General features: G+C 32.1%; 22 protein-coding genes. 19 read left to right on the forward strand and 3 right to left on the reverse strand.

The genetic code is table 11. The features are described from left to right. Positions 1–5: 5 nt before the first annotated feature. The 10 genes from AC1RPJ_RS02065 to AC1RPJ_RS02110 all read left to right on the forward strand — a co-directional run bounded on the left by AC1RPJ_RS02065 (position 6) and on the right by AC1RPJ_RS02110 (position 13,479). Complete coding sequence (locus AC1RPJ_RS02065; RefSeq protein WP_481761178.1) at positions 6–1,460, forward strand: PTS transporter subunit EIIC; 1,455 nt, start codon at positions 6–8, stop codon at positions 1,458–1,460. A gap of 27 nt (positions 1,461–1,487) precedes the next feature. Then, complete coding sequence (locus AC1RPJ_RS02070) at positions 1,488–2,348, forward strand: MurR/RpiR family transcriptional regulator (protein ID WP_481761179.1); 861 nt, start codon at positions 1,488–1,490, stop codon at positions 2,346–2,348. Between the two features lie 257 nt (positions 2,349–2,605). Beyond that, on the forward strand, positions 2,606–4,297 hold the full coding sequence (argS, locus tag AC1RPJ_RS02075) for an arginine--tRNA ligase (protein WP_481761180.1): 1,692 nt from the start codon (positions 2,606–2,608) through the stop codon (positions 4,295–4,297). Positions 4,298–4,582: 285 nt separating this feature from the next. Next, entirely contained in the window at positions 4,583–5,293 is a 711-nt protein-coding gene (locus tag AC1RPJ_RS02080) for a Crp/Fnr family transcriptional regulator (protein ID WP_481761181.1), read from the forward strand. A 70-nt stretch (positions 5,294–5,363) separates the two neighbouring features. Continuing rightward, positions 5,364–5,831: an arginine repressor gene (locus tag AC1RPJ_RS02085; protein WP_409022715.1), complete on the forward strand. Its 468-nt coding sequence runs from the start codon at positions 5,364–5,366 to the stop codon at positions 5,829–5,831. A gap of 152 nt (positions 5,832–5,983) precedes the next feature. Continuing rightward, positions 5,984–8,104: a PBP1A family penicillin-binding protein gene (locus AC1RPJ_RS02090; protein WP_481761182.1), complete on the forward strand. Its 2,121-nt coding sequence runs from the start codon at positions 5,984–5,986 to the stop codon at positions 8,102–8,104. A 76-nt stretch (positions 8,105–8,180) separates the two neighbouring features. Further along, positions 8,181–8,525: a YlbF/YmcA family competence regulator gene (locus AC1RPJ_RS02095; protein WP_481761183.1), complete on the forward strand. Its 345-nt coding sequence runs from the start codon at positions 8,181–8,183 to the stop codon at positions 8,523–8,525. Between the two features lie 71 nt (positions 8,526–8,596). After that, positions 8,597–9,817, forward strand: coding sequence for a metallophosphoesterase family protein (locus AC1RPJ_RS02100; protein ID WP_481761184.1), 1,221 nt, complete (start codon positions 8,597–8,599; stop codon positions 9,815–9,817). Beyond that, on the forward strand, positions 9,804–12,494 hold the full coding sequence (locus AC1RPJ_RS02105) for an ATP-binding protein (protein WP_481761185.1): 2,691 nt from the start codon (positions 9,804–9,806) through the stop codon (positions 12,492–12,494). The genes AC1RPJ_RS02100 and AC1RPJ_RS02105 overlap by 14 nt, the downstream gene beginning before the upstream one ends. A gap of 10 nt (positions 12,495–12,504) precedes the next feature. Next, on the forward strand, positions 12,505–13,479 hold the full coding sequence (locus tag AC1RPJ_RS02110) for a 3'-5' exoribonuclease YhaM family protein (RefSeq protein ID WP_481761186.1): 975 nt from the start codon (positions 12,505–12,507) through the stop codon (positions 13,477–13,479). An 86-nt stretch (positions 13,480–13,565) separates the two neighbouring features. Here the strand turns inward: AC1RPJ_RS02110 and AC1RPJ_RS02115 are convergent, their stop codons facing one another. From AC1RPJ_RS02115 to AC1RPJ_RS02125, 3 genes are all read right to left on the reverse strand, one after another. Continuing rightward, on the reverse strand, positions 13,566–14,471 hold the full coding sequence (locus tag AC1RPJ_RS02115) for a peptidylprolyl isomerase (protein WP_481761187.1): 906 nt from the start codon (positions 14,469–14,471) through the stop codon (positions 13,566–13,568). 135 nt (positions 14,472–14,606) lie between these two features. Then, positions 14,607–14,930 (reverse strand): hypothetical protein, encoded by a 324-nt coding sequence (locus tag AC1RPJ_RS02120; protein WP_481761188.1) that lies wholly within the window; start codon positions 14,928–14,930, stop codon positions 14,607–14,609. After that, entirely contained in the window at positions 14,930–15,361 is a 432-nt protein-coding gene (locus AC1RPJ_RS02125; RefSeq protein WP_481761189.1) for an HIT family protein, read from the reverse strand. Before AC1RPJ_RS02125 ends, AC1RPJ_RS02120 begins: the two co-directional genes overlap by 1 nt. Before the next feature lie 114 nt (positions 15,362–15,475). Between AC1RPJ_RS02125 and AC1RPJ_RS02130 the strand changes: the two genes are divergently transcribed. From AC1RPJ_RS02130 to AC1RPJ_RS02170, 9 genes are all read left to right on the forward strand, one after another. Continuing rightward, positions 15,476–16,213, forward strand: a complete 738-nt coding sequence (locus tag AC1RPJ_RS02130) for an ABC transporter ATP-binding protein (RefSeq protein WP_481761190.1) — start codon at positions 15,476–15,478, stop codon at positions 16,211–16,213. After that, positions 16,210–17,427 (forward strand): ABC transporter permease, encoded by a 1,218-nt coding sequence (locus AC1RPJ_RS02135; RefSeq protein ID WP_481761191.1) that lies wholly within the window; start codon positions 16,210–16,212, stop codon positions 17,425–17,427. Before AC1RPJ_RS02130 ends, AC1RPJ_RS02135 begins: the two co-directional genes overlap by 4 nt. A 65-nt stretch (positions 17,428–17,492) precedes the next feature. Next, positions 17,493–18,281, forward strand: a complete 789-nt coding sequence (locus AC1RPJ_RS02140; RefSeq protein ID WP_481761192.1) for a phosphotransferase — start codon at positions 17,493–17,495, stop codon at positions 18,279–18,281. A gap of 74 nt (positions 18,282–18,355) precedes the next feature. Then, a complete protein-coding gene (gene trmB, locus AC1RPJ_RS02145) occupies positions 18,356–19,015 on the forward strand; it encodes a tRNA (guanosine(46)-N7)-methyltransferase TrmB (protein ID WP_409022703.1) in 660 nt (219 codons plus the stop codon). 165 nt (positions 19,016–19,180) lie between these two features. Further along, on the forward strand, positions 19,181–20,260 hold the full coding sequence (pepA, locus tag AC1RPJ_RS02150; RefSeq protein ID WP_409022702.1) for a glutamyl aminopeptidase: 1,080 nt from the start codon (positions 19,181–19,183) through the stop codon (positions 20,258–20,260). A 5-nt stretch (positions 20,261–20,265) separates the two neighbouring features. Beyond that, positions 20,266–20,586, forward strand: coding sequence for a thioredoxin family protein (locus AC1RPJ_RS02155; RefSeq protein WP_409022701.1), 321 nt, complete (start codon positions 20,266–20,268; stop codon positions 20,584–20,586). A gap of 18 nt (positions 20,587–20,604) precedes the next feature. After that, positions 20,605–21,063, forward strand: coding sequence for a universal stress protein (locus AC1RPJ_RS02160; RefSeq protein WP_481761193.1), 459 nt, complete (start codon positions 20,605–20,607; stop codon positions 21,061–21,063). Positions 21,064–21,065: 2 nt separating this feature from the next. Continuing rightward, a complete protein-coding gene (gene ytpR, locus AC1RPJ_RS02165; protein ID WP_481761194.1) occupies positions 21,066–21,704 on the forward strand; it encodes a YtpR family tRNA-binding protein in 639 nt (212 codons plus the stop codon). A 65-nt stretch (positions 21,705–21,769) separates the two neighbouring features. Continuing rightward, positions 21,770–22,481 (forward strand): hypothetical protein (locus AC1RPJ_RS02170; protein ID WP_481762815.1); only part of this gene is annotated, 712 nt, incomplete at its 3' end.

The following is a 22,481-nucleotide window of genomic DNA, read 5'->3' on the forward strand; positions in this document are numbered from 1 at the left end:
AAATTATGGCAGACAAAAAAATCGAAAAAATTGCAAATGAAATTTATGATAATGTAGGGGGGCCAGACAATGTTGAAAAATTAATTCATTGTATGACTCGAGTTAGGATGACAATTAGGGATGAAGATAAAGTAGATATTGAAAAATTGAAAAATATCGATGGTGTCATGGGTGTTGTTGAAGATGATACTTTGCAAGTGGTAGTTGGACCTGGTACAGTCAACAAAGTTGCAGATGAAATGGTAAGACAAGTAGGGGTTAAATTAGGCGAACCTTTCCCTTTGAAGAACGTAGTACAATCAACTCAAATGACTGATAAAGAATTGGTTGAGAGCAAAGCTGCTAAAGTAAAAGCAGAACATAAAGCTAAACAAAAGCAAACGCCAATAAAAAAGGTGCTTAAAGCAATTTCAAATATCTTTGTTCCACTAATTCCTGTATTTGTTGGAGCAGGATTGATTGGTGGATTGGCTGCTGTCCTTGGAAATATGATGGTTGCAGGGGATTTAAGTTCGAGCTGGACAGATTTTATTGCAGTTTTAAATGTTATTAAAAATGGTGTTTTCAGTTATTTAGTTATCTATGTAGGGATAAATAGTGCCAGTGAATTTGGTGCCACTCCAGGACTTGGTGGTGTTATCGGCGCTGTCACTTTGCTGAGTGGGGTAACCCCTGAAGCACCTCTCCATAATATCTTTAACGGTCAGGCACTAAGTGCTGGACAGGGTGGAATTATTGGTGTTATTTTTGCAGTGTGGGTATTAGCTATTTTAGAAAAAAGATTGCATAAATGGATTCCGGATTCTTTAGATATTATTATAACACCGACAATATCATTATTTGTTATTGGAATGATGACAATTTTCTTAGTAATGCCAGTTGCTGGGGTTGTTTCGAATTCTTTAGTTACATCAATTAACTGGGTCTTAGAAGTTGGTGGTGCATTTTCTGGTTTTGTTTTAGGGACTTTTTTCTTACCAATGGTAATGTTAGGATTACATCAAATTTTAACACCTATTCATCTTGAAATGATTGCTAAGTCTGGATCAACATTATTATTGCCAATTTTAGCAATGGCAGGAGCTGGACAAGTAGGGGCAGCAATTGCATTATGGGTTCGTTGTCGTAAAAATAAAAAATTAACAAATTTAATTAAAGGCGCTCTACCAGTCGGATTTCTAGGAATTGGGGAACCATTAATTTATGGGGTTATACTACCTTTAGGACGACCAATGATTACTGCTTGTCTTGGTGGCGGAATCGGTGGAGCGGTGATTGGTGGGATTGGTCATATTGGATCTATTGCAATAGGACCTTCTGGGGTAGCATTGATACCTTTAATAAGTAATGGACACTGGATTGGGTATATTCTTGGATTGCTTGCGGCATATGCGGGCGGATTTATTTTAACATTCTTTTTTGGTATTCCAAAAGATGCTATGATTGAGACAGAAGCATAAGACATACCATAAAAAGAGGTAAGAAGTATGGGTAATTATTTGTACACAATACAAGCAAATATGGATAAATACACAAAGGTAGAGCGAAAAATAGCACGGTTTATTTTAGAGCACCCTCAGAAAGTAATAAGAATGAGTACACAGAGTATGGCAGAGGTGGTAGGTGTCAGCACTGCAGCAATAACGCGATTTGGAAAAAGTATTAGTGATACTGGTTTTCCAGGATTAAAATTAGAATTATCAGCAGAAATCCAAGATGATAAATCAATGCTCGAGGAAATTAATCCTAAAGATGATTTAGTGACGACACAACAAAAATTAACCATGCGGATACAACATACGATTGAGGAATCAAATAAAACATTAGATGAGGAAGTCGTTAATGCTGCGAAGGTTATTGCAGAGTCAAAAATAATCTATGCGTATGGAATTGGAGCATCAGAAATTGTAGCTAAAGATTTCCAACAAAAATTTATTCGAGTTGGTAAGTCTGTTATAGAAACACTTGATACACATCTAATTGCCGTTGGATTATCGCAACTAAAAGAAGGAACAACTTTATTCTTGATATCAAATTCAGGGGAAAATACGGATGCAATTAAGTTAGCAAATCTTGCAAATCGACAAAAAATAAAAGTTATCGTTTTAACACATAATAAAAAAAGTACATTGGCCAAATTAGCTAATATTATTTTAGAACATGACGATAGTGAAGAAAATAAAAAATTCAGAAGTGCAGCGACTACTTCTTTAATTGCTCAATTATATGCAGTCGATCTTGTGTATTATTCTTTTGTATCAATTCATTTTGATGATAATGTTACAAGATTGACAGATTCAAGGGATGTCGTAAAGAAATATTTCACCAAAAGCAAACCTAAATTCTAAAAACACTATCTTTTATAATATTAATTTGTTACAATCAAACTATAAATTCGATGATAAAAGCTAGTAAACTAATTAATTTTAAAGCAAGTCTAGGTTGATGGAAGCTAGATAAAAGCGTTAGTTGAATCGTACTTTTTAGAAATAACTGAATATTTTGAGTGGATATTAATCAATTAGAGTGGTACCGCGGGAATTCTCGTCTCTTACATAATTATTTGTAAGGGGCTTTTTTTATACAATTTTAGGAGGAATGGATAATGAATTATAAACAACAAGTTGCACAAGCATTGGTTGCTATCGTTGATGGAAACCTTACTGAAGAAGAAATTATTGCCAAAATTGAAATACCAAAAAGTTCTGATATGGGGGATTATGCATTTCCAGCTTTTGCATTAGCTAAAGCATTTAGAAAAGCACCTCAGATGATTGCTAAAGACTTAGTAGAGAAAATTGATCAAAGTCAATTTGAGTCAGTTGCTGCAGTTGGGCCATATGTTAACTTTTTCTTGAATAAGGCTGCATTTAGTCAAGATATTATTGAACAAGTGCTTTCAAATGGCAGTGAGTATGGCGCATCTGATATTGGTCATGATGGTAACGTACCAATTGATATGTCATCACCCAATATTGCTAAACCTATTTCAATGGGACATTTACGTTCAACTGTGATTGGTAATTCAATTGCAAACATCTTGGCTAAAATTAATTATAATCCAATTAAAATTAATCATTTAGGCGATTGGGGAACTCAATTTGGTAAGTTAATTACTGCTTATAAATTATGGGGTAGTGAAGCAGAAGTTAAAGCTGATCCTATCAATAAATTACTTGAATACTACGTTCGTTTCCATAAAGAAGCAGAAGAAAATCCAGAGTTAGATGTTGCAGCTCGTGCATGGTTTAAAAAGCTCGAGGATGGCGATGAAGAAGCAATCGAACTTTGGACTTGGTTCCGTGCAGAATCATTATCAGCTTTCAATAAAATTTATGATATGCTGGGTGTCCAATTTGATTCATTTAAAGGGGAAGCCTTTTATAATGATAAAATGGGCGAAGTTGTGACAATGTTAAAAGATAAAAATTTGTTAAAAGAAAGCCAAGGCGCAGAAATTGTTGATCTTGAAAAATACGATTTAAACCCTGCCTTGATTCAAAAAACAGATGGGGCAACTTTATATATTACTCGTGATTTAGCTGCTGCTATTTACCGTAAACGGACGTATAATTTTGTACAGTCATTGTATGTTGTCGGAAATGAACAAGCTAACCATTTTAGACAATTAAAGGCTGTGTTAAAGGAAATGGGTAATGATTGGTCAGATGATATGCACCACATTCCATTTGGCTTAATCACACAAGGTGGTAAGAAATTATCGACTCGTTCAGGACGTGTTATTTTACTTGAAGAAGTTTTAGATGATGCTACAAGCCTTGCTAAAAAACAAATTCAAGATAAAAATCCTGACCTACCAAATGCTGAACAAGTTGCTAAAGATGTTGGTGTTGGGGCTGTTATTTTCCATGATTTAAAGAATGAACGTATGAATAATTTTGATTTTGTTTTAGAAGAAGTTGTTCGTTTTGAAGGTGAAACAGGTCCCTATGTCCAATATTCAAATGCTAGAGCACAAAGTATTATTCGTAAAGCGGGTGATGTTTCAATTAGTGAAAGTAACAATGAACTTTCTGATCCTGCTGCATGGGATACAATTAAGTTACTTGGTGACTTCCCTAAAATAATTAAACGTGCAGCTAAAGAATATGAACCATCAGTAATTGCTAAATACGCTATTCATTTATCAAGAGCATTTAATAAATACTATGCAAATTCAAAGATATTAGTTGAAGATGATCAAAAATTAGCTCGTTTAGCACTCGTTCAAAGTGTGAGCGTCGTTTTAACAGAATCATTAAGATTATTAGGCGTAAATGCACCAAAAGAAATGTAATTAATAAAAAAGTTGACTTAATTGTTAACTTTTTTATTTTATCTAAATATTGTTAGATGTACTTTTTAACGATGATTGTGCGTTTGAACACAAAATGGATGTGCGAATACGACCAGTTTATTTTTATCATTTTGGTACTGTTAGATTAATGATTTAGAGCTATCAGTGAATCAAAAAAATAAACCAGGGTCTCCAAAATCCGAAAAAATAAATCGACATTCTATATTTAATCTGATAGTGTTGATAGTTATATATCATAAATATAGGTATTAAGGGAGTAAAGGGATGATTACAGAAAAAGAAAGACAAAGGTATCGATCAGAATTTTCTGACCATGAGTTGTTTGGTTGTTTAAGTGAGGATGAACAAGGAGCTTGTTTTGAACAAATTACATTTAAAAGATTTCTAAAAGGAAATACTATTTTTGATATGAATGATAAACGTGATTTTATTTATGTTGTCTTGGATGGATTAGTTAAAATTGAACGTGGTGATCGAGCTGGTATTTTTCAAAATTATATGTATGTTACATCGAAACAAATATTTCCAATTGGTGGAATGTTACAGAGTGAATATTATACTGTTTCAAGTCGTGCTGCTACACTAGCGACGGTCGCTAAGATTCCTGTTGAACTTATTGAGAATTTAATCAAAACACATTATGAAGTTTCTGCGTACTTATTTGGGCAAATTGATAATATTTTAAATTGTTCAGAAGTGTTAAGGTTAAGAACCGTATGTAGTAATACAACAACCCGGATAACACAAGTGTTACAGTATTTAAGTGAGAATCTAGCCGATAAACATGGTGAGAATAGTCTGCGAATCCCATATGTGATTACACATGAAGATATTGCGACGATTAGTGGAACGCGGCGTGAAACCGTTGGACGAGTTATTCAGAAATTAGTGTTAGATGGTTATATTATTAGAGATTCAGGTATGCTTATATTTGAATCAAAATTCAATAAAATGAATAAAATCGTCCTAAATTAAGCGTATTATTTCAGTATTCATATTTCTTTTGCTATACTAAGAATAAATACTCATTCAAAGAGGGATTCTTATGAAGAAAGAGATACGTCAAGCTAAAATTGAACAGTTAATTAATAAAAAAGTAATTGCAACGCAGGATGATTTGATTTCAGAATTGGAACATGTGAATATTAAGGCGACTCAAGCGACTATTTCTAGAGATATTCGTGAAATGAAAATTGTTAAAGCTCAAGATGAACAAGGTGATTTGAGATACGCAATTTTTAAGTCAGGTAATTTAAGTGAAGAAGTTCATTTATTTGAAATTATTTTTGAAGTCGTTACTAATATTACTAAAATCCAATTTATGAATGTTGTTAAAACGATTCCAAGTAACGGTAATTTACTGGCAGCAATTATCGATGATTTTGGCTTCCCGGATATTGTTGGAACTGTTGCGGGACATGATACAATTATGATTATTAGTTCAGATGAGCAGGCCGCACAACGTGTCTATGATATTTTTACTGAACACGCAAATCCAGATAATTTAATTTAAAATACTGTGAGACTAAGGAGTAGATAACATCTACATTTCTTAGTCTTTTTTTAAATATTTAAAAATATCATAATAAAAAGGCTAATTTACTTTTTATAATATTGCTATGGTAAAATAATAAATGATATTAAGATTAAATATGGGGACAACTAATGAAAAATGAAAATAAAAGAACTAAAAATGAAAATTGGTTTGTAATACATCTAATTCAATTTAAAAATTGGTTTCGACAGGGATGGAAATTTGTGCATGGTTGGAAATGGTTGACTATTTTTATTTTAGCAATTATTTTAGGTTCGAGTGCGTATTTAACTTATGTAGCCAAAACAACAAATGTTAGTGGGTTAAAAGCTGCTTTACAACAATCAACTGAGGTTTTTGATAAAGATGGCGATAAAGCAGGATCGTTATACTCTCAAAAGGGTACTTACGTTTCATTAAATAAGATTTCACCCAATATTCAAAATGCTGTACTGTCATCAGAAGATCGTAATTTTTATCATGAATATGGATTTTCAATCAAAGGGATGGCACGTTCTGTGGTTTCATTGGTTAAAAATCGATTAACTGGAAGTAGTGCAATTAGTGGTGGCGGAAGTACTATAACGCAACAACTTGTTAAAAATGCATTCTTGTCACAGGAGCAAACTTATAGTCGTAAGGCTAAAGAAATATTTATTTCAATTGAAACGGAAAAAGTATATTCAAAAAAAGACATTCTAACGATGTACTTAAATAATGCATATTTTGGTAATGGCGTTTGGGGTGTTCAAGATGCCTCTAAAAAATATTTTGGAAAAAGTGCTTCAGATTTAACTGTTAGTGAGGCTGCAGTTATTGCGGGTATGTTAACATCGCCAGGGGCATATAATCCGATAGATCATCCTGTTGCAGCTAAACAAAGGCGTAATGTTGTTCTGAATGTTATGTATGAAAATAAAAAAATCTCTAGTGCAGAATTATCAAGTGCTAAGCAGACGGGTATTACATTAAATGATACGTACGATTATCAATCAGGTTATAAATATCCTTATTATTTTGATGCCGTTATTAGTGAAGCAATTAAAAATTATGGGTTAACTGAATCAGATATTATGAATCGTGGTTATAAAATTTATACGGCGATGGATCAGACCCATCAAGAAGCTATGCAAACATCATTTGATAACTCTACCTTGTTCCCTTTGGATGCTGATGATGGGACAAAAGCTCAGGGTGGATCAATTGCTATTAATTCAACGAATGGTGGTGTGACAGCAGTTGTTGGTGGACGAGGTAAACACGTTTTTAGGGGATATAATCGAGCGACTCAGATTAACCGCCAACCGGGGTCAACACTAAAACCAATTGCCGTATATATGCCTGCTTTAGAAGATGGCTATTTTTATGATTCTGAATTAAAAGATAAAAAACAATCATATGGATCAAATAATTATTCACCAAATAATTACGACAATCAATATGCAGGTAAAATACCAATGTATAAGGCATTGGCACTTAGTAAAAATGCGCCAGCTGTGTGGTTGTTAAATAAAATTGGTGTTGATAAAGGATACGATGCTGTTAAAAAATTTGGTATACCGGTTAAAAGTTCGGACAAAAACTTAGATTTAGCTTTGGGTGGTTTAACTACTGGTGTCTCACCCTACGAAATGGCTAGTGCATATACTGCGTTTGCTAATGGTGGTATTCAAAAAAAGGCTCATTTTATTACTAAAATTGTTGATGCTTCTGGTAAAACGATTGTTAATAATTCAGACAATAGTGAAACTAAAGTTATGAGTAGTAAGGTAGCTAAATCGATGACAAGTATGATGATGGGTGTCTTTGAAACTGGAGGAACTGGCGAACTTGCTGTCCCAGCTGGATATACAGTTGCTGGTAAAACGGGAAGTACAGAGGCTAAAAAAGGTTCTACAGATGGGACGAAAGATCAGTGGGTTATTGGATATACACCAGACATTACTGTCGCAACATGGGTTGGTTTTGATCAAACTGATGATACTCATTACCTAAGAAATTCAAGTGGGGATATCGTTGATTCCTTATTTAAAAGCGAAATGTCAGGTATATTACCTAATACTGCTCAGACAAGCTTCTCAACGAAATCTGCTACTACTTTAGCAAATAATACCGGTTCAAATGATAGTGGAGATGGTATTTTAGAATCAGTAGAAAAGCAAACAGATGAAATAAAAAATAAATTATCTGATTCTGCTAAAAAAGCCCAAAAATGGCTCAGTGATAGTATTAATGGGATGTTTGGAAATTAGAACAAATCAATGCAAATTATGGATAAAAATGATACACTAATTAAGTTAATATAAATTATTATTGGAGGAATCAGAAATGGTTGTTAATATTTATGATACAGCGAACCAAATGAGTCAAGATCTTAGTCAAACGGAAGAATATAAGGCTTTGAAATCAGCTTATACAAAAATGCAAGAAGATGAAATTGCATATAAATTATTTAAAGAATTTCAAACAATTCAAATGTCTTTGCAACAAAAACAAATGAATGGTGAAGAAATGACAGACGAAGAACTTGAAAATGCTCATAATCTTTCAGAAAAAATCGGTGATTTTGATACAATCAAAGATTTAATGGTTAAAGAACAAGTTTTAAGTGAAATTATGAATGAAGTTAATTCAATTATCACAAAACCAATACAAGATTTATATCATAATTAATTCGAATAAAAATCCTGGAAGCAAAGCAATTATGTTTTGTACCAGGTTTTTTTTTATAAAGGAGTGGGAAGATGAAATTTATTCATGCAGCTGATTTACATTTAGATAGTCCTTTTGGAGGATTAAAAAATGTACCAAGTCAGTTAATGGATTCGATTTATCAGTCAACATTTAAAGCTTTGAGTAATCTCGTAGATACGGCTATTGAAGAATCAGTAGACTTTGTTTGTTTAGTTGGGGATTTATATGATTCATCTGAGATGAGTATTATGGCACAAACAACGTTAATTAGTCAGTGTGAACGACTGCAAAAGGCCGGAATAAATGTTTATTTGAGTTTTGGTAACCATGATTTTTCTGATAATGCTCAAGATCATTTAACTTTTCCATCAAATGTAACTTTATTTACAAGTGAAGTTGAAACAGTGACGCACATTTTAAAAAATGGCGATGAAGTTCGATTAACTGGGTTTAGTTATGCACATAGATGGGAACCATCAAAAATCGTTGATTATCCTGTTCGTGGTGATGAGAAATGGCATATTGGGCTTATCCATGGGGCAAATGAGGGTATAAATTCAATATCAGATGAAAGTTATGCACCATTTACTGTTAAAGAATTATTACAGAAAAATTATGATTATTGGGGATTGGGTCATATTCATGTAAGACAGATTTTGAATGAACAACCCCCAGTTATCTATCCTGGAAATACACAAGGTCGGCACCGTAAAGAATCAGGCGATAAAGGGTTTTATCTAGTGAATAGTGATGGAAATAAGTTGGTTCCCAAATTTATAACGTCATCTACAATTGATTGGGAAACAGTTAATATTTCAATGGCAAAAATTGATTCACTATCAGATGCTATTGATAAGATTGACGCTGAATGCCAACTTTTTTCTAAAGATAAATCATATTTAATAGTGATACAAATCACAGATTTAGATAATTTTAGTGATAGCCTAGTAAATCGCATTCAAAATGGTGATTTATTAACTGCTTGGATTCAAAAACATATGCCAGATAATTACTATTGGATTGTTAAAATTAAAACGGTGATTAATAAAAAGGTAGCTTTTGAATCAATTGATCAACAATACTGGGAAGAAAGCGCAAAACGTGTTTTTACTGATGATGGAATGACTGAACTCGCTGATAAATTATTACAAATTCCGGAACTTAATACGTACTTATTAGAAACGGGACATTTAGTAGAATTACAAGAAAATTCAAAAACATTGCTTCATGAAAATCAAGCGATAGAGGGTCATATAGATGAAAATAACTAAAGTTAAAATTTACGGATTTGGGAAGTGGCATGATAAAACGTTTGATTTTAATCAAACGAATCAGGTTATTTTTGGTCTGAATGAAGCAGGTAAATCGACGTTAACAGCATTCGTATTGAGTATGTTATTTGGATTTGCAAATGCGAAAAAGAAGTACCAACAATATCTGCCTAAAGACTCATCCACATATGGTGGAGAGTTGGAATTATTAATTGGTAACGATGCTTATCGACTAACTCGTACACAAGGTAAATCTGGTGGCAAGGTATCTATTGTTAAAAGTGATGATGGGATGAAAGTAGCTAGTAGTAAGCTGCATGAATGGCTAAATCCAGTCGATGAAAATTTATACAATCAAGTATTTTCATTTAATCAGCAGGCGTTAAACCAAGTATTTAATTTAACGAATGAAGATTTAAATGAGTATCTAACGACGATGGGAGCAGTTGGTAGTCAAGAATGGTTAGAATTAACTAAAAAAATTCAAAAAGATGCCGATCACGTCTATAAGCCAGCAGGTCGTGTAACTGAGTTAAATAAGGAAATTGCGTTATACAATGATTTAGTTAATAAAATAAATATTGCCAAACAGAAATTTCCGGAATATGTTGAGACACAAAAAAAGTTAGATCAAAATAGGGAACAAATTAAAGGGCTACAAACAACACAATATAATCTAACCAAAGATTACCAACGCTACGAACAATTAAAGCAAAATTGGTCAATATATGAACAATCTAATGAGTTGACGGATAAGCTAAAACAAACTGATGAAGATGCTATGATTTCTGTTGATAATTATCAAAAAATACAAAATTTACTAGAGAAACAAAAGATAAATAATGAAAGGTTAAAATCGATTAATCAGAGTGTAGTTGATGAAAAAGAAAATTTAGCAGCATTAAATTTAATAAATTTTTATGAAAACAATAAAGTTGATTTTGATATATTATTTGAACAATTAGCTGATAATCAACAATATTTAGATAAAGTTGTATTAGAACAGACGAGTTTAAACCAACTATTAACAGAACAAGAACGGTTAATGATGCAATATCAAAATATCAACGGAAAAGTTCCAATAGCGTTTGATCCTGATGATTTTAAAAATATTGTCACATTAATTAAATCTGAAGAGAGCAATAAACGAATACTTCAAGAAATTGAACAAAAGCAATTGACGAAAAAACAAGATATTTTAGATTTAAATCAATCAATTGATCAAAAAAATCAAGTACAAAAAAGTAAATGGTCTACACAACAAAGTATCTTAGTAGGGGTAAGTGTTATACTATTTGTACTAAGTATGATCTTACCAATGCCGTTTAAAATAATGGGATTGATACTAGATATTATGATAGTTGTATATACCATAATTGTATTTAAGCAGTCTAATTCTAAGGATAAATCAAGTAGTGATGCTCTGATGCAAATACAAAATAAAAGACAAATGATTACTGCAGAAATTGATGAAAATCAATTGAAGATAGGTGAACTGGACGAACAATTGAGACAAACTGATACTGAATTAACGGATTATCAAATTCAATACGTTTTAGATGATTTTCCAAAGAATCAGTGGTTCTCAATTCAAAATGACTTAAGTCGAATACAGTCTATAACAGATCAAATTAGTCAAAAATCAGCAGAAATTAAAACGTTAACTGACAAGATAAAAAATTATTTGAATCAGACAGATTTTGCTGATAGTTTTCTAGCACTAAATAAAAGTGATATGGCAGATAGTTTAGCTAGAATTAGAGGCTTTAATGATAAATTACAACCTTTAATTGCTGAATCACAATCAATAAAAAATAAAATGGGCTATTTAAATGAACAACAAAAGCATGAAGATAATGTGACTGCTGATATTTCTAATCAAATTAATGAAATATTAACGCAATATCATTTAACGTCAATTGAGCAATTTGAAAAAAATTACGATTTACAAAAGCAATTTGTTCAAGACAAATCTAAATTGGATACAATTAATGAGCAGCTTCCTGTGGAGGTTAGAAAAAATCTTGCTAGATTTGAAACGAAAGAAAGTTTAGATGAACAATTAGATGAGCTTACAGAACAATTGAAACAATTGCAAAATAGTATAATGAACATTAATCAGGAGATTATTGATCAACAGACGTTATTACGGACTTTGAAGGCAGAAGGGAATTATACAGAACTTCGACAAGAGTTGGCTGAAAAAGTTACAATTTTAAGTGAATTAGCTGATAAATGGTTAACTCAAAAGTTAACTATTAATTGGATTAACGAGGCATTAAAAGACTCTTCTGGGGTTAGAATGCCACAAATGTTGCAATTAGCAAATCATTATTTTGAACTATTAACATTAGGCCATTTTACACAAATAAATAATATATCAGGATTATTAACCGTCGTTTCTTCTGATATGGTATCATTTGAAGTGGGAGAATTGTCACAAGGAACAGCAGAGCAGCTATATATCGCACTTAGATTTGCTTTAATCATGACAATTAATAAATCAATCGAATTACCATTAATTATTGATGATGGGTTTGTTAATTTTGATAAAAACAGAAAAAATGCCGTTTTAAAACTAATACGAGAAATAAGTAAAAAAGTTCAAATTATTTATTTAACGGCAGATGATTCAGGATTAACTGGATTTGATAACGATAAAATAATTAAGTTATAGGAGGATGGACATGGCACAAGAGAAAAAAATATTTGAATATAAAGTTGACGAAAACGTAGCATTATTTGTTTTAATTAAGAGTGCAGAAGTTAGAAATACAAAGAATAATAAGCAATTTATTGCATTTAATTTTGAAGATAGTTCAGGCCAAATTAGCGCTAAGCTTTGGGATGCAACGCCAGAGGCAATTGAACAATTTCAAACGGGTAAAGTTGCCTTTATAAAAGGAAAACGTGAAGTTTACCAAAATAATCCACAGATGAAAATCTATCATATTAGATTGACTGAAGAGGGTGAACCTAATGATCCGAGTCAATTTGTCGTTAGTGCACCAATGAAAAAAGATGAGATGGAAGAAGAATTTAATAAAGCTATTTTTGAAATTACAAACCCAAATTGGAATCGAATTGTAAGATATCTCATTGCCGAAAAACATGATGATTTTTTCAGTTATCCCGCTGCAAAGAAAAATCATCACGCATTTTCTGGTGGGTTAGCCTACCATACACTTTCAATGTTGCGATTAGCTAAATCAATTGTTGCCGAATATGGTGATGTGATTAATGCACCATTACTTTACGCAGGTGTGATTTTACATGATTTAGGAAAAACAATCGAATTATCAGGTTCTGTGGCAACAACTTATACATTAGCTGGAAATTTAATTGGGCATATTGTATTAATTGATGAAGAAATTGTTAAAGCAGCAGGTGAATTAAAAATTGATCTTCAGACAGAAGACATGATTTTATTACGTCACGTTGTTCTTGCGCATCATGGGTTACTAGAGTATGGTTCACCAGTGCAACCTCATTTAATTGAAGCAGATGTTTTACATCAAATTGATAATATTGATGCATCAATTCAAATGTTGAAAGGGTCATTGGCTCATACAGAAGAGGGCGAATTTTCTGAACGTATATTTGGTATGGATGGTCGAAATTTCTATAAACCACATGCTGACAGTAATGTAACAAATAATTAAATTGAAAAATATCTCAATGGATAAATTCCATTGAGATATTTTTTTCGAAAAAAAAACACCAGATATAATCTGATGTTTTGATGTATTTATTTTGAAGATGAAGAAGATGATGATAAGTAGCTTGAAAGAACATCTTTCAAGTCATCATCTTTGATTGATACGTTACCTTTTTTAAGAACTTTACCAACAATTTTTTGTAATTTAGTTGAGTCAGCCATAGTTTCAGTAACAATTTGTTCTTTTAAGTCAGAAATGTGATCGGCTTTTTTACCTTTACCAGCATTTTTAACACTCAAGATTACATCATAACCTGCTGTTGTTTTAACAGGTGTAGTTGTATATTTACCTTGTTTTAAATCAAATGCAGCTTTTTTAAATTCTGCTGTTAGTGTTGTATCTGTATTGTTAAATGCAGCTAAAGTACCACCAGTACTTGCAGAAGTTGTATCTGTTGATTTTGATTTAGCTAATGCAGTAAATTTGTCAGTTAACTTTTTAGCAGTCTTTTGTTCATCAAGTTGTTTGATGATTTTTTCTGCATCTGATTTTGAAGCAACTTGAATACGTTGAACTGTAATAGTTGGTTGGTATTCTTCCCATTGCTTATCTACAGCTGTAGAACTTAAATCACTGTAATGTTTAACAGCAGCTTTTAAAAGTAAGTTAGAACGTAATTCTGCTTTAAAACTAGTCTTTGTCATACTGTTTTGTGATAAGACAGATGAGAAACTTGAACCATATTTAGCTTTATAAGTATCGTATTGTTTTGTGACTTCTTTATCAGAAACATCATCACCATATTGTTTTTCCAATACTTTGTTCAAAATCATTTGTTGTAAAATTGATGTACCACTTGAAGTTTTCTTCAAACTATCGTAGTAAGCACTTTCTGTAACCTTACCACCTGAAGTAGTTGCAACTGTTGAGCTCCCACAACCCGCTAATGTAAATGTTAATAGTACGCCGGCTAAAGCAACAAGCCATTTTTTCATAACCTAACACATCCTATTTCTTAAATTTTTTGTCTTCTCAATGAAAGACTAATACGTTTAATATAACATAATTATCATATAATGAAAGTAAATGACCGAAAATTCACAAAAAAATCAAACTTTTAAAAGCCTAATTCATTGATACTTTTCTAATTTTTTATTAATTTTATTGATATTTGGCTCGATCTCATAAGTAAACTTTTCTATACGATTGCTAATGGAATCGACGATGGGTAATGTTTCTTCGATAATCGTATTCAGATGATCTGTAGCATACTGCAATTTTTTTGATGAATTAGTTACGCGATTGATATCATTTTGATAGTCAGAAAAATCTGCTTTTAACTGAACTTTTTTATCTGCAACAAAAGTAATAAGTTCATCTCTATGGTTATAGGCATAGTATGCTGACCCACCAATAATTGATAACAAACTAATTCGTTTAAGTGTTTTTGACATTATTTTTCTCCAATCTTATTCTTGATTGACATCATAATTGATTCAAGTTGCTCGGATGTGTACTTCTTGGAATTATCCTTGAATGACATTTTAAAAGTATCTTTTGTTGAGTATCTAGGAATTAAATGAAAATGTGAGTGAAAAACAGATTGGTAAGCTAGTTCACCGTTATTATTGACGATATTCATCCCTTGAATATCTGGATTGCTTACTTTAATTGCGGAAGCAATCATTGGAATTTTAGAAAAAACTTTACTAGCGAGTGCTTGGTCATATTCAAAAATATTAGCAACATGTTTTTTTGGAATAACAAGTGTATGGCCTGGGGTTGTTTGTGAGATATCAAGAAATGCTTTAATGTCTTCATCTTCGTATACGGTGAAACTAGGAATATCATTGGCAATTATTTTACAAAAAATACAGTCAGTCATATGTTTGCCTTCTTTCAAAGTTAGTTAATACTTTTATTATACATCATGAATGATAATTCACCATAATATGATATAATTAAAGGCATAAATAAATTGTAAATGGGGAATTAGAAAATGACATTAGAAGTTAAAAATTTAGTGGGTGGTTACTCTCAAATACCAGTTTTAAAAGATATTTCTTTTGAAGTTAAACCTGGAAATGTCGTTGGCTTAATTGGTTTAAATGGTGCAGGTAAATCGACTACAATCAATCATATAATTGGGTTATTAACCCCGCAAAAAGGAACTATTAAATTAAATGGCGTAACCTTAAGGGAAGATAGCCAGGCTTATAAATCACATTTAGCATATATTCCTGAAACGCCTATTCTTTATGAAGAATTAACATTAAAAGAACACATTGAACTCTCAATGATGGCTTATGGATTGAATGAAACTAAGGCATGGAAAAAAGCTAATGAATTACTTAAAATATTTAGACTTGATAACAAGTTAGAATGGTTTCCCGCTAACTTTTCAAAAGGGATGAAACAAAAAGTTATGATTGTCTGTGCTTTTTTAACAGAATCTGATTTTTATGTTATTGATGAGCCATTTCTCGGGCTAGACCCCTTAGCAATTAACGATTTATTAGAGTTAATTGTTGCTGAAAAGAAGCGTGGCGCAAGTGTCTTAATGTCAACTCACGTTTTAGCCACAGCTGAAAAGTATTGCGATTGGTTCATTTTACTGAATAAAGGTGAAATTAAAACACAAGGAACAATGGTTGAATTAAGACAAGCCTATAAGAATCCAGATGCTTCCTTAGATGAAATTTATCTTGGTTTAACTAAGGAAGAGGTAACAAAATGAAAGACTTATGGACAACACGTTTAAAAAGTCATCAGTTATTATTATTAAAATATTTACGATATGTTTTGAATGATCATTTTGTTGTTGCAATTATGTTTTTTGTTGGTGGACTTGGTTTGGCTTATTCAAATGGGCTAAAGGTGATGCCTGTTAATTTAGTTTGGTATCGGCCTGCATTAGTGATTGGATTACTGGTGATTTTACAAATCGGCCGTTTAAGTACGTTATTAAAAGAAGCGGATATTGTTTTTCTTTTACCACAGGAACATGCATTAATTAGTTATTTAAAAAAGGCAAAACGCTATTCAACAGTTATGGCCAGCTTAATGCAAGTTGGATTTATTGTGTTACTTATCCCAGTTATGATGATTGGAATGAAAATCTCAGTAATCAATATTATTTTCTTGATTTTAACGCAACTATGCTTGAAAAATAATTGGTTAGTCATTTCATTACTTGAAAAATATCAAAATAACCGGTTTAGTTGGGGAAGTATCAAATTAGTTAATATTTTATTGCCTATTTTGATTTATATCCTTGGATTATATGGTACGTTTATTCTGAGTTTTATCGTTGCTATTTTAAGTAGCTTTGTTTTAAATCAGCTAGCTGCAAAAGGATTTAAGGAAATCTTTGATTGGAAAAAAGCAATCAGTTTTGAAGAAAATAGAATGTTAGGGATTTACCGTTTCTTTAATTTATTTACTGATGTACCAATGGTTAGAGGGAATGTTAAGAGAAGAGTGTACCTTGATTTCATTTTAAATCATATTAAAAAAGATGACGCAAATGTTTATACATTTTTATATGCAAGGGGATTTATTCGCGGAACTGAATTTAGTGGCTTATTTATTAGATTAACTCTAATTGGAGCGCTAATTATTGCATTTATTTCAAATGGTTGGCTAGCACTCGCATTTTTAATCTTATTTATTTATCTGATTGGTTTTCAATTGTTACCTTTTGCAAAACATTACGATAATATTATTTTTACTAGACTATATCCAAAAGGAAAAGAGTATCAAATTAAGAATTTCAAAAAGTTTACATTAACAATTATAAGTGTAAGTGCAGTACTTTTTAATATCGCAATCTATATTGGTACAGGACAATTTTTAATGATGGGTTATGGTGTTTTGGTGAGTTTAGTGGAAATAATGCTGTTTACTAATGTTTACTTAGTTACCAGAGTTAAAAAAATCCTTGACGTATAATAGGGATGTTTGTAAGATGAAACTATAGCATCAGAGCTTAGTCGGGAAAAAGAGGTAATAATAGTATGGATTTTAATTTAGATCCCGGTTGGCAATTGTTACCAATTGGTGGAGATACAGGCACTGCATACATGGGTACACGTGCACAAGAAAAGGTGTTTTTGAAACAAAATATGTCACCTTTTTTAGCTGCGCTCTCAGTTGCTGGTATTACACCAAAATTAATTTGGACTAAGCGAATCTCAAGTGGGGATACAATAACTGCACAAGAGTGGCTAAATGGACGAAACCTTCATTCTGATGAAATGGATCAAAAAATGGTTCCTGAATTATTATCTAAAATTCATCGCTCAAAGCAATTAAAAAATATGTTGAGACAGGTTGGTGGAGAAGTTATCACACCTAGTGGCTTATTAGCTAATTATTTTGACGATTTGAGTGATGATTTAAAGCAGCACCCCTTGCTATCAAAAATGTTTCAGCAATTAAATGAACATCAACCTGAACTATCAACGGATAAGTATACAGTTTGTCATGGTGATTTGAATCATCGAAATTGGTTACAGTCTGATACTAATCAATTATATTTAGTTGATTGGGAGTCAGCAAAAATTGCTGATCCTGCTATGGATTTGAGCTTAGTTATGTCTGAATACATTCCAGATACACAATGGAGTAGTTGGCTGAGTGGTTATCATGAGTCATTGGAGAATAACGATTTATTAAACAGAATAAACTGGTACATTATAATAGCAAAATTACAACGAATAAAAAAAGCACATCAATTAAGTCGATTTCATGAAATGAATCAGGCAATAATAGAATTACAAAAATATAATATAAAAATGGATTAAAAAGTAAGTGGGGCTAAAACGATTAATACGTTCTAGCCCCACTTACTTTATCAAATGAAATGAGGATATATAAGTTGAGATTAAGAAATAAAGCATGGGCTGAACCGTTAATTGCAGAACATCCGGAACTACTTGTAACATCACCTAATCAGTTTAAGGGTAAATGGCAATCAAGATTTGAGAAAAAACAACCACTTTTTATTGAAATAGGTATGGGTAAGGGTGGATTTATTATGGGAATGGCTAGAAAATTTCCGGAATATAATTTTATCGGAATTGAATTGCAAACGACAATTGCAGCAATTACGTTGAAGAAACAAGTTGAAGCACAAATTCCAAATTTACAATTAATTTTAGGTAACGGTGATTCGGTAACTGAATTTTTTGATGATAATGAAGTTGATGGCATTTATTTGAATTTTTCAGATCCTTGGCCTAAAACAAGACAAGCCAAACGTCGACTTACTCATGGCAGTTTCTTAAAAGGCTATGAAAAAGTTATGAAAAATGATGGTCATCTTGAATTTAAGACAGATAATCGTGGCTTGTTTGAATACTCATTAGTTAGTTTAAATGAGTATGGAATGGGTTATGATCAAGTTTGGCTTGATTTACATGCAAGCGTTGAAGCTGAAGATAATGTCATGACTGAATATGAAGAAAAATTTAGTAAAAAGGGACAGCCTATCTATAAGTTAGAAGCACATTTTAATACGTCTAAAAATCTGGAATAAAAATTCCAGATTTTTTTTGTAAAAACGCCGTTACATAGTAACTAAGCTACATTCATGGATTCTTTTATGGTACTATTATATAATATAAAGTAAGAAATATTAAGCTAAGTGAGTAGACAAAATTGGGACTAATTCGTCCAATAAAATGAAAAGGGGCTCTCTAATATGAATGATAAAACGTTTAATTTAGTTAAAACAATGACTGAACTTCAGGCAACAAGTGGATTTGAAAATAACGTACGTGATGTAATGCGCGAAAAAATGACACCAAATGTTGATGAGGTTGTTCAGGATGGTTTGGGTGGGATTTTTGGTATCCGTAAAAATGCAGATATAAATGCACCTAAAATTATGACCGCTGCTCATATGGACGAAGTTGGATTCATGCTTGCCGCAATTAATGACAATGGGTTATTTTCAGTTCGCCCACTTGGTGGATGGAATCCATTTGTTGTTTCTTCACAACGATTCACACTAACAACACGATCAGGTCAAACGTACCCAATAATTTCTTCTTCAGTATCACCTCATTTATTGCGTGGTGATAATCATCAAAATGCAACACCACAAATTAATGATATTTTATTTGATGGTGGATTTGAATCTGCAAGTGAAGCAAAAGAGTTTGGTATTGCACCAGGAGATTATATTGTTCCGGATGTTGAAACAATTAAAACAGCTAATGGTAAAAATATTATTAGTAAGGCATGGGATAACCGTTACGGTTGTACTGCAGTACTGGAAACACTTGAAAAATTAAAAGACGTAACATTACCAAATACTTTATTCGCTGGTGCTAATGTTCAAGAAGAAGTTGGACTACGAGGCACGCCAGGTGCAGTAAATATGCTGAAACCTGATTTATTTTTTGCTGTCGACTGTTCAGCAGCAAATGATATTGAAACAACAAAGGGAACATTTGGACATCTTGGTGAAGGAACGTTGATCAGAATTTATGATCCAAGATTAGTAACGCTTCCTAGATTAAAAGAATTTTTATTGGATACTGCTTCGGATAACAATATTCCTTATCAGTACTTTGTTTCTCAAGGTGGTACTGATGCTGGCGCAGCTCAAACAGCAAATAATGGTATTCCAAGTTCTGTTATTGGCGTTTGTGCACGTTATATTCATACGCATCAAACAATGTTCTCAATCAGAGACTATGAAGCAGCAAAAGAATTACTTGAAAAAACAATTTTAGGATTGGACCGTTCAACTGTCGATACAATCATTAAGGGGTAGTTAGATTGGAAAAATTAAAAGTTTTAGAAAAAGATAAATTAAATGAATTATTATTGAATGGTAAATCATTGTTTTATTTTACGGCAGGTTGGTGTCCAGACTGTAACTTTATTGAACCATTAATGCCTGAAATTGAAGCAGAGTATTCCGATTTTAAATTCTATAAAGTAGATCGCGATGAACAAATTGAACTTTGCCAAGATTGGGGTATTTTTGGTATTCCGAGTTTTGTTGCATACAATAACGGTGTTGAGCTTGATCGTTATGTGAATAAAGAGCGTAAAACGAAAGAACAAATCGAATCATTTATGAACAAATTAGACTAAACCATTGGGGTGATAGTGATGTTTGAACAAGTTTATAAAAGAGTAATGGTCGGGATAGATGGAAGTGTGCAATCTGAACGTGCATTTAATCAGGCAGTTGAGAGTACTTTAAAAAACGAGGCTAGTTTAATAGTTGTACATGTTGTTGAGCGAAGTGTTGACAATACATTTTCTGAAGATGAAGATGACGTTACAACTGAAGTTAAGCGATTAAATGATACCTTAGCCGACTACAAACAAATTGCGATAGATAAGGGCGTTATTGATGTTGAAACTATTTTAGTATATGGATCTTCTAAAGTTTTATTAAGTCGTGAAATACCAGAAGAAAAACATATTGATTTAATTATGGTTGGGCAAACAGGGGCTAACGTTGTTGAAAGATTTGTGAATGGATCAACAACAGATGCAATTCTAAGAAATGCGCCATGTGACGTCTTAGTCATTAGTGATAATAAGAAGGGAACTCATAAATAAATATGTTAATAGCAAGTTATAATTTAAAGAACGTTGGCGATACATTAATGGTTGTTTTACGTGAAGAGGTAGAAAACCAAAAGTCAGAATTAAAAAATAATGTCGTTCGTATTTTCAATGAAAAATCGAATGAAACGTTGGGATTTAATTTTCTAGAAATCTCTAAAGAATCACTTGATTTAGTAGGTAACGGACAAATCTTTTTAGATGAAAAACAAGTAGAAAAATTAAATCAACTTATCGTTGCTGCTGGATTTAAGGATGTACTTGTTGTCGATGACGATCCTAAATTTGTTGTGGGATATGTAGCTGAATGTAATGAACATCCTGATTCTGATCATTTGCATATCACAAAAATTGAAGTCAATAATGGTGAGACACTAGATATCGTTTGTGGTGCACCTAATATTGAACAAGGTCAGCTTGTTGTTGTTGCTAAAGTTGGCGCAATGATGCCAACTGGGGCTATTATTTGGCCGGGTAAATTACGTGGTATTGATAGTTATGGCATGGTTTGTTCAGCTCAAGAGTTGGCTATTCCTAATGCTCCAACTGTCCATGGTATTTTAGTTTTAGATGAAAAGATGAATCATGTTGGTGATGCATTCGATTTTGAGAAGGCAGCCAAATTATTTGCATAATATAGATTTATAAAAACTAATTGCGGTTATTGCAATTAGTTTTTTACATAGTTAGGATGAAATTAATGGAGCGTTACGATGGACCTGCATTTTATAAGAAAACGTTAAAAAAAGATGTAAATAAACCACATCACAATGAGAAATTTGCGCGCAAAGAGACAAAGATAGATAGTCAAAGTGAAAAAGCACAAATTAATCGCTATTCTCGAGGTTTCAAACCAAAACAAATCCCCACATTTTTTACAAATAAAAAGCAAAATAAAAACGTAAGGTATCGGAAAATTTTAGTTCAATTAACTAAAGCAAAGGATACTTATTTACTGTTTGATGATTTTGCTGAAGAGGAAAATCAAGTATCTAATAATGATGAAAATACGTTATATTCTGTGGATAGTGTAGCTAAAAAAATAGTACCAGAAGTAGATTCAGTAATCGAAGATAATAAACAAGAAGATACTTTATTACAAAATACAAATTTAGAGCCTGATGTGTTTGATGAAAAAAATGAACAGATAAAAAAAGCAAATATAAATGTAGTTGCTAATAACAAGCACGCTTTAGCTCGAGGATTATTTGAAATATCAGTTTCTGAGAATGAGGCTCAAAATGAATTAGCCGTTTTTAAAAATAAACCTGAAGTTTTGTCACGTGAAGAACTTGCATTTGTAAGTACCAATCACCAAACTAATGAAGAAGTACAAGAAGTACAAGAAGTACAAGAAGTACAAGAAGTACAAGAAGTACAAGAAGTACAAGAAGTACAAGAAGTACAAGAAG

The organism is Dellaglioa sp. CoH-57-MRSF-17, assembly GCF_056782015.1.

What these genes read in the sequence shown, in the direction of transcription:
- AC1RPJ_RS02065 (WP_481761178.1), top strand. Translation starts at nt 6, where the DNA reads ATGGCAGACAAAAAAATCGAAAAAATTGCAAATGAAATTTATGATAAT.
- AC1RPJ_RS02070 (WP_481761179.1), top strand. Translation starts at nt 1,488, where the DNA reads ATGGGTAATTATTTGTACACAATACAAGCAAATATGGATAAATACACA.
- argS (WP_481761180.1), top strand. Translation starts at nt 2,606, where the DNA reads ATGAATTATAAACAACAAGTTGCACAAGCATTGGTTGCTATCGTTGAT.
- AC1RPJ_RS02080 (WP_481761181.1), top strand. Translation starts at nt 4,583, where the DNA reads ATGATTACAGAAAAAGAAAGACAAAGGTATCGATCAGAATTTTCTGAC.
- AC1RPJ_RS02085 (WP_409022715.1), top strand. Translation starts at nt 5,364, where the DNA reads ATGAAGAAAGAGATACGTCAAGCTAAAATTGAACAGTTAATTAATAAA.
- AC1RPJ_RS02090 (WP_481761182.1), top strand. Translation starts at nt 5,984, where the DNA reads ATGAAAAATGAAAATAAAAGAACTAAAAATGAAAATTGGTTTGTAATA.
- AC1RPJ_RS02095 (WP_481761183.1), top strand. Translation starts at nt 8,181, where the DNA reads ATGGTTGTTAATATTTATGATACAGCGAACCAAATGAGTCAAGATCTT.
- AC1RPJ_RS02100 (WP_481761184.1), top strand. Translation starts at nt 8,597, where the DNA reads ATGAAATTTATTCATGCAGCTGATTTACATTTAGATAGTCCTTTTGGA.
- AC1RPJ_RS02105 (WP_481761185.1), top strand. Translation starts at nt 9,804, where the DNA reads ATGAAAATAACTAAAGTTAAAATTTACGGATTTGGGAAGTGGCATGAT.
- AC1RPJ_RS02110 (WP_481761186.1), top strand. Translation starts at nt 12,505, where the DNA reads ATGGCACAAGAGAAAAAAATATTTGAATATAAAGTTGACGAAAACGTA.
- AC1RPJ_RS02115 (WP_481761187.1), bottom strand. Translation starts at nt 14,471, where the DNA reads ATGAAAAAATGGCTTGTTGCTTTAGCCGGCGTACTATTAACATTTACA.
- AC1RPJ_RS02120 (WP_481761188.1), bottom strand. Translation starts at nt 14,930, where the DNA reads ATGTCAAAAACACTTAAACGAATTAGTTTGTTATCAATTATTGGTGGG.
- AC1RPJ_RS02125 (WP_481761189.1), bottom strand. Translation starts at nt 15,361, where the DNA reads ATGACTGACTGTATTTTTTGTAAAATAATTGCCAATGATATTCCTAGT.
- AC1RPJ_RS02130 (WP_481761190.1), top strand. Translation starts at nt 15,476, where the DNA reads ATGACATTAGAAGTTAAAAATTTAGTGGGTGGTTACTCTCAAATACCA.
- AC1RPJ_RS02135 (WP_481761191.1), top strand. Translation starts at nt 16,210, where the DNA reads ATGAAAGACTTATGGACAACACGTTTAAAAAGTCATCAGTTATTATTA.
- AC1RPJ_RS02140 (WP_481761192.1), top strand. Translation starts at nt 17,493, where the DNA reads ATGGATTTTAATTTAGATCCCGGTTGGCAATTGTTACCAATTGGTGGA.
- pepA (WP_409022702.1), top strand. Translation starts at nt 19,181, where the DNA reads ATGAATGATAAAACGTTTAATTTAGTTAAAACAATGACTGAACTTCAG.
- AC1RPJ_RS02160 (WP_481761193.1), top strand. Translation starts at nt 20,605, where the DNA reads ATGTTTGAACAAGTTTATAAAAGAGTAATGGTCGGGATAGATGGAAGT.
- ytpR (WP_481761194.1), top strand. Translation starts at nt 21,066, where the DNA reads ATGTTAATAGCAAGTTATAATTTAAAGAACGTTGGCGATACATTAATG.